This is a genomic window from Mycolicibacter senuensis, assembly GCF_003284925.1.
Taxonomy (GTDB): Bacteria; Actinomycetota; Actinomycetes; order Mycobacteriales; family Mycobacteriaceae; genus Mycobacterium; species Mycobacterium algericum_A.
The window spans coordinates 1-14,418 of the sequence record NZ_QMEX01000094.1 but is presented as its reverse complement, the minus strand read 5'-3'; the positions used below and the strand labels follow the sequence as shown (position 1 = coordinate 14,418).

Genomic DNA, 14,418 nt, shown 5'->3' with positions numbered 1-14,418 from the left:
GCAGGATCAGGCTGGCCACCTGCGCCGGACTGGCCATCGAGGCGGCCACCGCTTCGGCCGCATCCCGGCCGATCTCGGTCCCCGCGCCGGTGCGGCGCACCCAGCCGTGGGTCCAGTCCGTCAGCGGCTCGATGTCGGATTCCAGTGGTGCGTCGTACTTCTTGTGGTAGGTGGCGTGGTCACCGATGACGTTGACCACCGGCACGTGCGCCCGGCGGGCGTTGTGCAGGTTGGCCAGGCCGTTACTGAGCCCGGGCCCCAAGTGCAGCAGGGTGGCCGCCGGCTTCCCGGCGATGCGGGCATAGCCGTCGGCCGCGCCGGTCACCACTCCTTCGAACAGACACAACACCCCCCGCATCTGCGGCACCGAATCCAGCGCGGCCACGAAATGCATCTCGGACGTGCCGGGGTTGGCGAAGCAGACCTGCACGCCGCTGTCGACCAGGGTGGTGATCAGGGCCTGTGCTCCGTTGGTCATGAGGTTGCCTTTCTTCGTCCCGCCGAGCCGGAATCCTCCGACGCGACACGCCGTCCGGGCGTCGCGACGTATCCGGTCGCAGCGGTTGTCCTATAGAAGCACGCCGGGGTTGAGGATCCCGGCGGGGTCGAAGGCGTCCTTGATCCGGCGCATCAGCGCGATCTTGACCGGGTCCTCTAACTCCAGGAAGTGTTGCGTCTTGGCCCGGCCGAGGCCGTGCTCGCCGGAGATCGCACCGCCCAACCCCATCGCCGCCGCGAAGATGTCGTGCAGCAGTCGGTGCCGGACCTCGTCGTCGGCGCAGAACACCGCCAGGTGCACGTTGCCGTCTCCGGCGTGCCCGCATCCGACCACGCCCGCGCCGGCCGCTTGCGCGGATTGCTGCGCCCGGGTGAAGAACTCGTGCATCACCGCACGCGGAACCACCACGTCGATGACATCGTGGGCACCGGCGGCCTTGGCCGTCCAGAACGCCTTCTCGCGCGCCTCGATCAGCGCGTGCGCCGAGTTTCCTTCCAGTACGTAGACATCGACTGCACCCAATGAGCCCAGCAGTTCGCCCAACATCGCCACGTCGTCGTCGAGGCGGGCATGGTCGCGGTTCTCCAGCCCGATCACCAGGTGCGCTTCGGCGCTGTCACGGACCTCGTCGGGGATACCCAGGTTGAGGTGCTGTGCGTAGCTGATCGCCGCCAGGGTGAGTTTGTCGACGTATTCCAGGATCACCGGGTCCACGCCGCTGCGCACCACCGTCGGCACGGCGCGCATCACCGCCGGCAGATCGGCGAACGGCGCCAGCAATGTCGCCGAGTGGGCCAGCCGCGGGTAGAGCCGCACCGTGATCTCGGTGGCCAGCGCGCAGGTTCCCTCCGAGCCGATGATCAGCTGGGTCAGGTCGTATCCGGTGGACAGTTTGGTGATCCGGCCGCCGGTGCGGATGAGCTCGCCGGTCGGCAGCGCCGCCTGTAATCCGAGCACGTTGTGGCGGGTCACCCCGTATTTCACCGCGCGCATGCCGCCGGCGTTGGTGCCGACGTTGCCGCCGACACTGGCCGACAGCTCCCCCGGGAAGACGGTGTACATCAATCCCGTCGCGGCGGTTGCGGTGTCGAGGTCGGCCAGCGTGACCCCGGGCTGCACCACGGCGACCTGGTTGTCGGTGTCGATCTCAAGGACCGTCGCCATCTTCTCGAAGGAGATCAGCAGGCCGTCGGCGCAGGGTCGCGCGCCGGCCGACAACCCGGTGCCCGACCCGCGGGCGGTCACCGGGATTCTGGCGTCGGTCGCGGCGGCCAGCAGCGCTGCGACCTGTTCGGCGGTCTGTGGGCGGGCGACGTAGCGCGGTGTCACCGGCGCCCCGACCAGTGCCTCATCGTGGGTGTAGTCCGGGCCGATCTGCTCACCGGTGAGCAGGCCGGCCGCGCCGACGATGTCAGCGAACCGATGGGCAGCGTCGGCCTGCGCGCTGTCTAGCATGCCCATGCCGGCCCCTCACTTTCCGAATCCGGCGTCCCGCAGCGCCTGGGCCATCGACCCGCCGGCCGGGGCCGCGTCCCGGCGCCCGGCACCGTGACCGGGTCGCCGCCCCCGATTCTGCTTGCCGGTGTCGCGGCCCGCAGCCGGTTTGGCGGCCGAGCCGCGCTCCGGCTTGTCGCGCAGTCGCAGACTGAGTCCGATCCGCTGGCGGTCGACGTCGACGCTGACGACCTTGACCTTCACCACCTGGCCGGAACGGACCACCTCGTGCGGGTCGGAGACGAAACGGTCCGCCATCGCCGAGACGTGCACCAGGCCGTCCTGGTGGACTCCGACGTCGACGAAGGCGCCGAAGGCGGCGACGTTGGTCACCACCCCTTCCAGAACCATGCCCACTTTGAGGTCGGCGACCTTCTCCACGCCCGCGGCGAACGTCGCCGTGGCGAACACCGGCCGCGGGTCACGGCCCGGCTTCTCCAACTCGGTGAGGATGTCGGTCACCGTGGGAACCCCGAAGCGGTCGTCGGCGAAATCGGCGGGCCGCAACGACCGCAGCAGTCGTTCGTCGCCGATGATCTCGGCCAGTGCGACGCCGGCGCGGTCCAGGATCCGGCGGACCACCGGGTATGCCTCCGGATGCACCCCGGAGCAGTCCAGCGGGTCGTCGCCATCGCGGATCCGCAGGAACCCGGCGCACTGCTCGAATGCCTTGGGCCCCAACCGCGGCACGTCGCGCAGGGCGGCCCGACTCCGGAACGGCCCGGCCTGTTCGCGGTGCGCCACGATGGCTTCGGCCAGTGATTCCGAGACGCCCGAAACTTTGGCCAGCAGGGGTGCCGACGCGGTGTTGAGGTCGACGCCGACGGCATTCACGGCGTCTTCGACCACCGCGTCGAGGCTGCGCGCCAGGTTGCCCGGCGAAACGTCGTGCTGGTACTGGCCGACGCCGATGGACTTCGGTTCGATCTTGACCAGCTCGGCCAGCGGGTCCTGCAGTCGCCGCGCGATCGACACCGCCCCGCGCAGCGTGACGTCGAGGTCGGGTAGTTCGTGTGCGGCGTAGGCCGACGCCGAGTAGACCGACGCGCCGGCCTCGCTGACCATCGCCTTGGCCGGCGCGGCGGCGCCGGCGGCCTTGAGGTCGGCGATCAGCTCACCGGCCAGGGCGTCGGTCTCCCGCGAGGCGGTGCCGTTGCCGACGGCGATCAGCTCCACGCCGTGGCGGGCGACCAGCGCAGCCAGCATCGCCTTGGCCTCGTCCCATCGCCGTTGCGGCTGGTGCGGGAAGATTGCGCAGGTGTCGAGCACCTTGCCGGTACCGTCCACCACCGCCACCTTGACGCCGGTACGAAACCCCGGGTCCAGCCCGAGGGTGGTGCGGTTGCCGGCCGGGGCGGCCAGCAGCAGGTCCTTGAGGTTGGTGGCGAACACTGCCACCGCATCGGATTCGGCGCGTTGCTTCAGCCGCATCCGGGCGTCGACGGCGGCCGAAAACGCCAGCCTGGTCTCCCAGGCCCACCGCACCGTCTCGGCCAGCCAGGGCGTCGCCTGGCCGGGCGCGGCCATGTCCACCCCGAGCGACTCGGCCACCATCGCCTGGTAGGGCTCGGCGTCGCCGCCGCCAAAGGTCAGCGCCAGCGCCTCCTCCTTCTCGCCGCGCAGTACCGCCAGCACCCGGTGCGACGGCATCGTCTCCAACGCCTCACTGAACTCGAAATAGTCCCGGAATTTCTGTGCGGCAGCACTTTTCGCAGCCTCTTCTGACCGAGGCGCGGTGCGCAGCGTCCCGCAGGACCAGAACTTCTCCCGCACGGCCCCCACCAGTTCGGCATCCTCGGCGGCGCGCTCGACCAGGATGGCACGCGCGCCCTCCAGCGCCGCCGCGGCGTCGGCGACATCCTCGCCGGTGAATTCCCCGGCGAGCTGTTGCGGGTCCAGCATCGGGTCGGCCAGCAATCGGTCGGCCAGCGGTTCCAGACCGGCCTCGCGGGCGAGCTGCGCCTTGGTGCGGCGCTTCGGCTTGTACGGCAGGTAGATGTCCTCGACCCGCGCCTTGGTGTCAGCGGCCAGCAGCGCGGTGCGGAGCTCATCGGTGAGCTTGCCCTGCTCCTCAATCGAGGCCAGCACGGCGGCCCGGCGGTCGTCGAGTTCACGCAGGTAACGCAGTCGCTCCTCAAGGGTTCGGAGCTGCCCGTCATCCAGGCTGCCGGTGACCTCCTTGCGGTAGCGGGCGATGAACGGCACCGTCGCCCCCTCGTCGAGCAACGCGACAGCCGCGGCGACCTGTCGTTCAGCCACCGCCAATTCCTCGGCGAGGCGGGCGTTTACCGGTTTGAGGGCGAGCTTCGCGGTCACGCCGACGGACCCTACCGAACGCCGCTGACGAGTCGCGGACACGGCGCGCTGCGCCGCGCCCCCGACCGCGTTGCCGCCGGGCGGTTCCGGCACTTTGTCCACAGTCGGCCGGGCTATCCACAACTCGCCACACGACCGGAGAAATCGCACATCCGTTCGATAGGTTGGAGGCATGTCCGATCCCGATCAGATCCTGCCGCCCGCGGCGGCGGCCCGCGCGGCGATCCGCGCGGACCTGGCGCTGATCGACGAGGTGCAGGCACGGTTGCGGGCCACCGACACCGACATCGTGGGCAATGCGTTTCGTGTCGAGATCGCCGAACGACTCGAAACGCAGCACCGCCTCAATCGCGGTCTTTCCTACCGCATGTTCGGTGAGATCGCCGACCCTGCCGACGGCCCCGACGACCCCCGGATGCCCGCCGACACCAAGGTCAGCGACCTCCTGTGGTCCCGATTGCGCATCACCCGTGCCGAGATCCGGCGCCGGTTCCGCCTCGCCGCGCGAATCCTGCCGCGACGCAACCTGACCGGTCCCCCGGTACCGGCCGAACTCGCCGAAGTCGGTGCTGCCGTGGCAGCCGGCCGGATCGGCGACGACCACATCACCGCGATCACCCGCGCCCTCGATGAACTGCCCGCCAAGGTCGCCTCCGCGGACCGGGAGAGGGCCGAGCGCACGCTGGTCCGCCACGCCGGCGAGCAAGATGCCGAGTTCGTCACGGCCGTCGGCCACCGCATCGCCGCCAACGTCAATCCCGATGGGAACTTCTCCGACGAGGATCGGGCACGGCGCCGCAACCTCGTGCTGGGCCGCCAAGGCCCCGACGGCATGAGTCGGCTCACCGGCTGCATCGACCCCGAAACACGGGCCTACCTCGAGCCCATCATCGCCGCGGTCCGCCCCGGCCATCGCCAACCCGAGGCCCCCGAACAACGCGACGTTCGGACCTCCGGGCAACGCGCTCACGACGCCCTCAAACTTGCGCTGCGCCACGCCACCGAATCCGGCGCCTTGGGCACCCACCGCGGCGTTCCGGTCACCGTCATCGTCACCACCACACTCGCCGAACTCGACCAAGCCATCCATGCCACCACCAACCCCGACATCCCCATGCCCGCCCCCGCCCACACCGGCGGGGGCAGCCGTCTGCCGATGCGTGATCTGATCCGCATGGCGGCCAATTCGATTCACTACCTCGCGGTCTTCGACAACCACTCGGAGCGGCCGCTGTATCTCGGTCGCAGCAACCGCATCGCCACCGCCGACCAGCGGATCATCTGCCATGCGCGCGATCGCGGCTGCACCCGGCCCAACTGCCCCGAACCCGGCTACCACTGCGAGGTCCACCACGCCACCGACTGGGCCCAGGGCGGGCGAACCGACGCCGACGAGCTCTTCTTCGCCTGCGGACCCGACCACGGCGCCGCCACCCGCGGCGACCTGCAAACCCACGTCACCGCGCAGGGCCGCCTCGCCTGGACCGACGGCACCGGCCCACCACAGATCAATCACCTGCATCACCCCGACGAACTCCTCGCCGAGGACGATGATGACGAGGACCCGTAGCGCAGGGATATGGTGTCCGCGAGATGATGGCGCGGTGACGACCTACGCCGAGATCCGTAACAACGCGCCGCTGTGGCCGGGGGTGATGGATCGCTCCCTGCTGGGCAACCGGCAGGCGCAGGCCGCGTTGTATCTGGCCGACGCCGCCAAGCGAGGTAAGTGGCGCAAGGTGGTTCGCGAACTCGACCGCGGCGACCATGTGGTCGACGTCAAGGCGTGGCGTCCCGGCGGCAAGACTTGGCTGACAGTGCTGCATCAGGCCGGCTGGCACGGGGCGTCCCCAGACGTCGCGGCATGGCTGATCGAGCGGGGCGCGCTGCGCAGCCAGCCCGACGCCGCTGGTCGTACCGCCTACGACATCGCCGTGGAGCATCACCGGCCTGCCGAGCTGTTGGGGGTACTCGAGCCCCCGGCGGCGCCGCTGGACCGCGATCGAATCGCGGCGCTCGACACCCAGCTCACCGGAATCATCGACGATTTGATCCAGCAACTGTTCCGCGGCGTCGATCTGCGACAGATGTTCCGTTATCCCCCGGTCGGGGTGCTGCACGAGCTGCCGGGAAAGCAGCTGTGGTTTCCGGTTCCCTACCTGTGGGGTGGCTTCCGGGTAGGCCTGCAGGACGATGACGTCGAACTGTTCGGCGGCTACCGCGAGCTCGACCCGGTCGGCGACGTGCACATCGCGACGGTGGGCTATCTCATCACGCCCGACGGCCCGTCGCAGGTCTACGAGGGCTACGAGTAGCCGCGGGTATGTTGCCGCAGCTGCCCTTTGGCGATCTTGCCCCCGGAGGACCGCGGCAGTTCGTCGACGATGACGAAACGTTCAGGCAGTAGCTCTTTCGACACCCCCAAGGCCAGCAGATGCTCGACGAGCTCGGGCAATTCCAGGTTGCCGGTGCCGGCGACTTTCGCGTCGGCGAGTTCGGCGAACACGCACACCTTCTCGCCGAACACCTCGTCGGGCATCGGCACCGCGGCGGCCACCGCGATCGCCGGGTGGGTCATGACGGCGTCCTCGACCTGTGCGGCGCTGATGTTCTTGCCGCCCCGCAGAATGAAGTCCGATGTCCGGCCGGTGACGCTCAGGTAGCCGTCGGCGTCGATCTCGCAGATGTCACCCATGCGCATCCAGCCGTCCGCGGTGAACAGTTTGTCGTGATCGACACCGCCCAGATAGCCGAGGCTGGTGGCCGGTCCCCGGCAGGCGGGTTGGCCACGACCGCTGTCGGTCACGTCGGTGTCGCCGTCCTCGCCCCCGAAAAGTCGGACCGCCATCTCCGGAACGATCCGTCCCCCGGTGCGCAGCCGCCGCTCCAGGGGGTCGTCGAGGGTGGTCGCGCTGAGCAGGCCGGTCTCGTTGGAACCGTAGAACTGCAGGATCGTCGCCCCGGTGAGTTCCTCGAACTCCGCGGCCGGCCGGTAGGGCAACGCCTCGCCGCCGGTGAACACCACCCGCAGCGAGCTCAGGTCGAACTCCCGACTCGCCGGATCGGCCATCATCATCGTCAATTGCGTGCTGACACAACACAACACGCTGACGCGGTGTTCGGCGATGGCAGCGCAGGTCGCCGCGGCAGTGAACCGGTCCAGCAGGATCGCCGTGGAACCGAGGTGGATCGGGGTGGTGTGGCTGGTCCAGAGCCCGAAACCGAACGGGGTCGGAATGATCGGCAGAAAGACGTCATCGCCGCTCAGCTGACCGTTGGCGACGGCCAGCTGATGGAAGTAGTGCCACCGGTTCTGGGTGTGCACGACGCACTTGGGCAGCCCGGTGGTACCGGAGGTGGAGTTGATCAAAAAGACGTCGTCGGCGCCGAGTTGCGGCCCCGGCGCCCTGATTTCGGCGGCGGCGTTCAGCGCATCGATGTGCACCGTGTCGATCTCGAGGTCGGCCGCGGCCGCCCGACGCGGCTCGTCGGTGATCAGCAGCTCGGCCCGGGCTGCGGCCAGGATTGCCGTCACCTCTCGGATCCCGGCACGCGCACCGATGCCCACCACCACCGCGCCGCACCGCTCGATAGCCACGAACAGCACATGGATGGCTGCGGAATCGCCATGCCAGACCGCGATACGGTCACCCGGCGACACTCCTGCGCCGGCTAGCCTGGCCGCCAGGGTGTCCGCCGCCGCGTCGAACTCCCGCCACGTCAGTTCCGCGCCGGGATAGTCGACGTAGGCGGCGCGACCCGGGAAACGTTGCGCGTTGCGGCGGACCGCATCCGACAGCGTGGTCTGCGACCACCACCCGGCGTCGTGATAGCGGGCCACCTCGGCCGCGGTGAACGCCGGCGAATCCCAGTCAGGCATAACGCTCCTGCAGTCGTCCCTTGACCAGCTTGCCGGTGGGCGTTCGCGGCAGGTCCGTGCTGAATTCGTAGCGGCGGGGCACCTTGTAATGCGCCAGCCGCTCCCGCAGGAACCGATCGAGCGCTGCGGTCAACTCGTCGCGCGGGCCGGCTTCGGCGGCCGGGTGGACCACCGCCAGCACCGACTGCCCCATCTCCTCATCGGGGACACCGATGACGGCCACATCCAGCACCGCCGGGTGCAGTGCCAGCGCGTTCTCGATCTCCTGCGGGTAGATGTTGACCCCACCGGAGATGATCGTGAACGACTTACGGTCGGTGAGATACAAGTAGCCCTCGGCGTCGAGGTATCCGACGTCACCGGTGGTGGTCCAGTTCGGATGGTTGCGGTGGCGGGTTTCGGCGGTGCGCTGCGGGTCGTTGTGGTATTCGAACGGCACCGCGTCGCGTTCGAAGTAGACGGTGCCATGTTCTCCGGTCGCGACCTCCGCGCCGGTGTCGTCGCAGATGTGGGCAACGCCCAGTACCGGTTTGCCGACCGACCCGGGATGCCGCAGCCAGTCATGACTGTCGATGATGGTGGTGCCGGCGGCTTCGGTGGACGAGTAATACTCCAGCAGAATCGGCCCCCACCAGTCGATCATGGCGCGTTTGACCTCCACCGGGCAGGGCGCGGCGCCATGTACCGCGCAGCGTTGCGACGACAGGTCATGGGAGTCACGAAGGCGCCGGTCGAGCCGGAGCATCCGGACGAACATGGTCGGCACCCATTGACTGTGGGTGACCCGGTAGCGCTCGATGAACCGCAACGCGTCGGCGGCGTCGAAACGTCGCATCATCACCACGGTGGCACCGACCCGGTGCGCCATGGCCATGAACCGCAGCGGGGCCGAGTGGTAGATCGGGGCCGGCGACAGGTAGACCGAATCGGAATCCAGGCCCATCGGCGGCGCGAACAATCCCGTTATCCGGTCGCCGGGCTCGTCGACGCCACGGCGGGGCAACGGCACCTCGATCCCCTTGGGGAACCCGGTTGTCCCCGACGAGTACAGCATGTCCGCACCGCACGGTTGCGCCGGCAACGGTTGCGCCGAGGCGGCCGCCACCACCGTCTCGTAGTCGTCGAATCCGTCGACGGGGCCGAGTGCGATCCGGCGAGCGACTCGGGGTGTCCGGGCGATCACCGCACCGGCGATATCGGCATACTTCTCGGCGATCACCAACGTCTGCGCGTCACAGTCGTCGACGATGTAGGCGACTTCCCCGGCGGTCAAGTGCGCGTTGAGGAACGTGATGTAGAGCCCGGAACGCATAGCGGCCCAGTAGATCTCCAATGCGCGCGGCTGGTTGTCGGAGAGCACCGCGATATGATCGCCCGGCCGGACCCCGACGTCGTAGAGGTGGCGGGCGAACCGCAGCGAGCGGGTGTCGAGTTGGCCGTAGGTGAGGGTCTCCGCGGTGTCGGCGACGATGATCGCCGGCTTGTCCGGCGTGGCCGCCGCATGAGCACCGGGATACATCGTGACGGCCGCCTCGGTGTCAGTAGATGTAGTCTTCGCCGCTTGCCCGCACAGTGATGTCACTGATGCTGATCCCCCACGGCTGGTCGATCACTGCGACCACGGCCGCCGCGAGGTCGTCGGGGGTGATCAGCCAGTACTTCACCGAGTCGACGTCGGTCTGCTCGGCCGCCAGGGTGCCGTTGGCGAATGCGGTCATCGACTGCAGGTAGTTCTCGGCACGCGAACCGACGATGCCCATGATCGCCGCGCCGTTGACCACCCCGCTGCCGAGATTGGTGCCGAGCACGCCGGTCGGTTTGACCGTGGTCACCTTGATCTTGCCCTTGGCCTCGCTGCGCAAGGAGTCCGAGAGCACGGTGACCGCGGCCTTGGTCGCGCTGTAGACCCCGGAACCGGCCACTCCGGCGTTGCCGTAGATCGAGGAGATGTTGACGACGTGGCCCCGGCCCTGGGCGATCATCTGGTCGTAGACGGCCGAGATCCCGTTCACCACGCCCTTGATATTGATGTCGATGGCGCGGTGCCACTGCTGCCAGGCTGTGTCGTGGTCGGCGAAGTAGGCCAACGGCATCACCCCGGCGTTGTTGACGATGACGTCCACCGCCCCGAAGGTCTGCACGGCGTGCTCCACGGCGGCTTTCATCTGCCCCATGTCGGTGACGTCGGCGATGTGGTGGGTGCCCGACAGCCCGGCGGCGCGGATGCCGTCGAAGACCGCGGCGAGGTTCTCGGCGCCGATGTCCACGCCGACCACACGGGCGCCGCCGGCGGCGCACTTCTCGGCGATCAGTTTGCCGAACCCACCGCCGGCGCCGGTGACGACGACAACTTTGTCCTGTAGGTGCTGCGACATAGTCGGCCTCCCGGCAACGCGACTCGGACGGAGAAGTTTCGATGAGTGTAGGTGGCCGCGGATGCATCTGTGACGCGCGCCCGATTTGCCCGGCGACAGGCCGGACAGCCACCGGCCGCACCGGCGAGCCGGGCGCTATGGTCACTGCGTGAAGCGTCGAACGGCACTGGGGCTGCCGCTCCTGTTGGCGGCGGGTCCCGCCCTGAGCCGGATCCCGCGGGCCGGTGCCGACGCCGGCCGGTGGTCGATCGACCGGGCCAATCGCTGGTATCAGGCGCAGGGCTGGCCCGTCGGCTCCAACTACATCACCTCGACCGCCGTCAACCAGCTCGAGATGTTTCAGCCCGGGACCTTCGACCTGCGGCGCATCGACGCCGAGCTGGGCTGGGCCCGCTCGGCGGGGTTCAACACCGTGCGGGTGTTCCTGCACGACCAGCTCTGGGCGGCCGACCGTAAAGGCTTTCAGTACCGGCTGGCCCAGTTCGTCTCGGTCGCGGCCCGGCGCCGGATCAAGCCGATGTTCGTACTGTTCGATTCCTGCTGGGACCCGCACCCCAAGGCGGGCCAGCAGCTTGCGCCCCGGCCCGGTATCCACAACTCGCGGTGGGTGCAGAGCCCCGGCGCCGAGCGGCTCGGTGACCGCAACTACTACCGCACCCTCTATGACTACGTCACCGGCGTGATGACCCAGTTCCGCTACGACGAACGGATTCTGGCCTGGGACCTGTGGAACGAGCCGGACAATATGGCTCGGGAGTACAGCAGCGTCGAGCGCTCCGACAAACTCGAGCTCATCAGCGACCTGCTTCCCCAGGTCTTCAGTTGGGCGCGCGCGGTCGACGCTCGTCAGCCGTTGACCAGTGGCATCTGGGAGGGCTCGCGGCAGGGCAGCACGATCGTCAACACCCAACTGAACAGCTCCGACATCATTACGTTCCACTCCTATGACAAGCCGGCGGCGTTCAGTGAGCGGATCGCCGAGCTCGCCCCGCTGGGCCGGCCGATGATGTGCACCGAGTATCTGGCGCGCACCAAGGGCAACACCATCGACGGCATTCTGCCGATCATGAAGCGCCACAATGTGGGCGCCTACAACTGGGGTTTCGTCGCCGGGCGAACGCAGACCTACCTGCCGTGGGACTCCTGGGACAGCCCCTACGCCGCGGAGCCGCAGGTCTGGTTCCACGATCTGGTGCAGCCCACCGGGCGCGCCTACCGCAACCTGGAGATCCTGACGATCAGCAACCTGACCAGCCGGTGACCCGAGACCCCGTCTCGGGGCAGGTTGGTGCGACCGGCTGATAGCCGCCAGATTCAATGGTGAAATTATTGGCAGCAATGTCATCAACCGCCGGTTCGGTGGTCGGTGTTCACGGGTCTGCTTGAGGAGTCGATGATGGTCGGGACCGCGCCGGGTTCGCGGGCTGGGTCACGTGTTGGGCGCTACCTCCTCAAACGCCTGCTGGGCCGCGGCCCCACCGGCGAGGTTTACGAAGCCGTCGACACGCAGAAGGATCGCCCCGCCGCGCTCAAACTGCTCGCACCGGCATTGGGGCGCGACCCGGCGTTCCGGGAATGGTTGCAGCGTGAGGCGCTGACCGTCGGGCGGGTTCAGGAACCGCACGTGGTACCGGTCCGCGATTACGGCGAACTGGACGGCGAGGTCTTCATCGACATGCCCCTGGTCCACGGCGCCGACCTTTCCGCGCTGCTGAAACACACCGGGGTGCTGCCGCCGTCGCGCGCGGTCAACATCGTATGGCAGGCCGCCTCGGCGCTGGATGCCGCGCACGCCGCCGGCGTGATCCACCGCGGCGTCAAACCGCGGAACATCCTGCTGACCGGTGACGACTTCGTCTACCTGGTGGACTTCGGCATCGCCGGGGCGCCCGGGGCGAACGCCGGTGACGCCGACCACGCGGGCGCTCGCTGGAAGTACTCGGCGCCGGAGCTGTTCTCCGGCGGTGACTTCGGCCCGGGCGTCGATGTCTACTCGCTGGCGTGCGTGCTCTACCAGTGCTTGACCGGCTCACCGCCGTACCGGGCCGACAGCGTCAAGATGCTGGCCAATGCTCATCAGACCAAGCCCATTCCGCGGCCCAGCCATGCCGGGTCCACCATCCCGCCCACCTTTGACGCGGTGATCGCCAAGGGCATGGCCAAGGATCCCCAGGAACGCTATGGCAGCGCCGCCGAACTGGCGACCGCGGCCTATCAGGCGCTCGGTGCGCCCGATCAGCACCGGGCGCTGCAGATCTACGAGGCCAGTCAACAATCCACCCCGCCGTTGATCGAGCAACCGAAGCCGAGCGCGCCGCCAGTGGTGCCCCCTGCGCAGCCGCCCGACCAACCGAAACCACCGGCGGCACCCACCGCGACGTCGCCGGCAGGTCCGGTGCCGCCCACCGCGCCGGCCACACCGGAGACCGAACCCGCTCCGGCACCGGAACCATCAGGTGCCGACGTCCGCGCCGCCGGACAGCCGAGCATTCCGCGCATCTCGACCCCGGACCATGACTGGTTCAGCTCGCCGCGACCGGTGCCCGCCTATCGCGATCCCGCCAGACGCAAGAATCTGCTGCGTCTTGCCGCGGCGCTGGCAGTGGTCGTGGGACTGATCAGCTGGCTGACGAACCGGTCGGGTTCCGATGACTTCGCCGCCGACAGCAACCTGCCGGAGTCCGCCGCCGCTGCCAGTGAGCCCGCATCGCCGCTGTCGAACGCCGAAGCCCAGGCGCGGTTGCTCAAACTGCTGCCCGCCGGCTATCCGCGGGACGCCTGCGCGTCGACCACACCGATGGGCGGCGCCATCGCGGAGGTGACCTGCGGCCGCAACGTCGATGTGGACGGCCCGCCCTCGGCAACCTACTCGCTGTTCCCGAATGCCGGCACATTGCGGCTGAGTTTCGACAACACCGTGCAGGCCACCAACGTCGTCACCTGTCCGGGCCGGATCCAGTCGCCGGGGGCGTGGCACCGGACCGCTACACCGGACAAACCGAGCGGAATGCTGTTGTGCGGCACGCGGCAGGGCTCGCCCACGCTGGTGTGGACCAACGATGCCCACCTGATGATGGCGGTGCTGCGCACCGAACACAGCACCCCGAGCCTGGAGCAGTTCTATTCCTGGTGGAGTTCGCATTCCTGACCGGCCGTACCGCGCCGACGCAACGAGATGTGCCGCAACTCTGAGACACGAGCAAACAACAAGGTCAAATCCGTTAAGATCCCGGTCTGGACTGCACAACCCCCGAGATCCAGTCGAACCGAGGAGTCAACCAATAATGAAGTTGATCACTACTGCCGTCGCAGCAGCGGGAGCATTGGCCGCGGCAGGCGCCCTCAGCGTCGCAACCGCCGGCGCCGACGCCGGTGACGTCGCTCCTACCACCCACGCGATCGGAAGCCAGGCCACCATCGACAACGGCGGGGTCATCCAGGGCTGGACCATCAGCGACCTGCGGCCCAGCTCCGACGCCATCCCCTACCAGCCACGCGGCACGCTGTGGGAGGCCACCGCCACCGACGTCGCCATCCAGGGCACCGTCACCCCGGTCGTCGCCAACCTCGGCGCCCGGTCGCCCAGCGGTCAGACCTACCCCGCGCTGTTCGGGGTCGCCACCCCGCAGGGTGTGAACCCCTCGAACCTGGCGCAGGGCCAGAAGACCACCGGCAAGGTGTACTTCGACGTCACCGGCGACGCGCCCAACAGCGCGGTCTACCAGTTCGCCGGCAAGGACCAGGTGATCTGGGTCCAGGCGGCACCGGCCAGCGGCGGTTCGTCGGCCCCGGCGGCCGGCTCGCAGCGCAACCCTGCGGCCAACAACGGTAAGCCGGCGCAGTCGGGCAGCCAG

Annotated in this window: 11 protein-coding genes; 5 read left to right on the top strand and 6 right to left on the bottom strand. The window is 68.8% G+C overall.

Features of this window, described 5'->3' with window-relative positions; translation table 11 throughout:
• The 3 genes from DQP56_RS17645 to DQP56_RS17635 form a co-directional block, all read right to left on the bottom strand.
• The coding region (locus DQP56_RS17645; RefSeq protein WP_286167781.1) for a thiamine pyrophosphate-binding protein at positions 1 to 478 on the bottom strand (478 nt) is incomplete at its 3' end.
• Positions 479 to 568: 90 nt separating this feature from the next.
• Positions 569 to 1,960 carry an FAD-binding oxidoreductase gene (locus DQP56_RS17640; RefSeq protein WP_112687586.1) on the bottom strand — a complete coding sequence of 464 codons (1,392 nt, stop codon included), beginning with the start codon at positions 1,958 to 1,960 and terminating at the stop codon, positions 569 to 571.
• Between the two features lie 9 nt (positions 1,961 to 1,969).
• The gene (locus tag DQP56_RS17635) at positions 1,970 to 4,309 is read right to left on the bottom strand and encodes a Tex family protein (protein ID WP_112687584.1); all 2,340 of its coding nucleotides are present in this window, start codon (positions 4,307 to 4,309) and stop codon (positions 1,970 to 1,972) included.
• A 172-nt stretch (positions 4,310 to 4,481) separates the two neighbouring features.
• On the opposite strand from DQP56_RS17635, the gene DQP56_RS17630 reads away from it, so the two are divergent.
• Positions 4,482 to 5,879 carry a DUF222 domain-containing protein gene (locus DQP56_RS17630; RefSeq protein ID WP_112687582.1) on the top strand — a complete coding sequence of 466 codons (1,398 nt, stop codon included), beginning with the start codon at positions 4,482 to 4,484 and terminating at the stop codon, positions 5,877 to 5,879.
• Between the two features lie 34 nt (positions 5,880 to 5,913).
• Positions 5,914 to 6,624 carry an ankyrin repeat domain-containing protein gene (locus tag DQP56_RS17625; protein ID WP_112687580.1) on the top strand — a complete coding sequence of 237 codons (711 nt, stop codon included), beginning with the start codon at positions 5,914 to 5,916 and terminating at the stop codon, positions 6,622 to 6,624.
• Here DQP56_RS17625 and DQP56_RS17620 read toward each other — a convergent pair.
• The 3 genes from DQP56_RS17620 to DQP56_RS17610 are packed head-to-tail and all read right to left on the bottom strand — an operon-like array spanning position 6,615 to position 10,564.
• Positions 6,615 to 8,189, bottom strand: coding sequence for a class I adenylate-forming enzyme family protein (locus tag DQP56_RS17620; RefSeq protein ID WP_112687578.1), 1,575 nt, complete (start codon positions 8,187 to 8,189; stop codon positions 6,615 to 6,617). The genes DQP56_RS17625 and DQP56_RS17620 overlap by 10 nt on opposite strands.
• A complete protein-coding gene (locus tag DQP56_RS17615; protein ID WP_112687576.1) occupies positions 8,182 to 9,708 on the bottom strand; it encodes an acyl-CoA synthetase in 1,527 nt (508 codons plus the stop codon). The genes DQP56_RS17620 and DQP56_RS17615 overlap by 8 nt, the downstream gene beginning before the upstream one ends.
• A 19-nt stretch (positions 9,709 to 9,727) precedes the next feature.
• Complete coding sequence (locus DQP56_RS17610; protein ID WP_112687574.1) at positions 9,728 to 10,564, bottom strand: SDR family oxidoreductase; 837 nt, start codon at positions 10,562 to 10,564, stop codon at positions 9,728 to 9,730.
• A gap of 148 nt (positions 10,565 to 10,712) precedes the next feature.
• Here DQP56_RS17610 and DQP56_RS17605 point away from each other — a divergent pair, with 148 nt between their 5' ends.
• From DQP56_RS17605 to DQP56_RS17595, 3 genes are all read left to right on the top strand, one after another.
• Positions 10,713 to 11,825: a glycoside hydrolase 5 family protein gene (locus tag DQP56_RS17605; RefSeq protein ID WP_112687572.1), complete on the top strand. Its 1,113-nt coding sequence runs from the start codon at positions 10,713 to 10,715 to the stop codon at positions 11,823 to 11,825.
• 135 nt (positions 11,826 to 11,960) lie between these two features.
• On the top strand, positions 11,961 to 13,712 hold the full coding sequence (locus DQP56_RS25610) for a serine/threonine-protein kinase (protein ID WP_165825055.1): 1,752 nt from the start codon (positions 11,961 to 11,963) through the stop codon (positions 13,710 to 13,712).
• Positions 13,713 to 13,848: 136 nt separating this feature from the next.
• Positions 13,849 to 14,418 (top strand): MPT63 family protein (locus tag DQP56_RS17595; protein ID WP_114475779.1); only part of this gene is annotated, 570 nt, incomplete at its 3' end.

What these genes read in the sequence shown, in the direction of transcription:
- DQP56_RS17640 (WP_112687586.1), bottom strand. Translation starts at nt 1,960, where the DNA reads ATGGGCATGCTAGACAGCGCGCAGGCCGACGCTGCCCATCGGTTCGCT.
- DQP56_RS17630 (WP_112687582.1), top strand. Translation starts at nt 4,482, where the DNA reads ATGTCCGATCCCGATCAGATCCTGCCGCCCGCGGCGGCGGCCCGCGCG.
- DQP56_RS17620 (WP_112687578.1), bottom strand. Translation starts at nt 8,189, where the DNA reads ATGCCTGACTGGGATTCGCCGGCGTTCACCGCGGCCGAGGTGGCCCGC.
- DQP56_RS17615 (WP_112687576.1), bottom strand. Translation starts at nt 9,708, where the DNA reads ATGTATCCCGGTGCTCATGCGGCGGCCACGCCGGACAAGCCGGCGATC.
- DQP56_RS17610 (WP_112687574.1), bottom strand. Translation starts at nt 10,564, where the DNA reads ATGTCGCAGCACCTACAGGACAAAGTTGTCGTCGTCACCGGCGCCGGC.
- DQP56_RS25610 (WP_165825055.1), top strand. Translation starts at nt 11,961, where the DNA reads ATGGTCGGGACCGCGCCGGGTTCGCGGGCTGGGTCACGTGTTGGGCGC.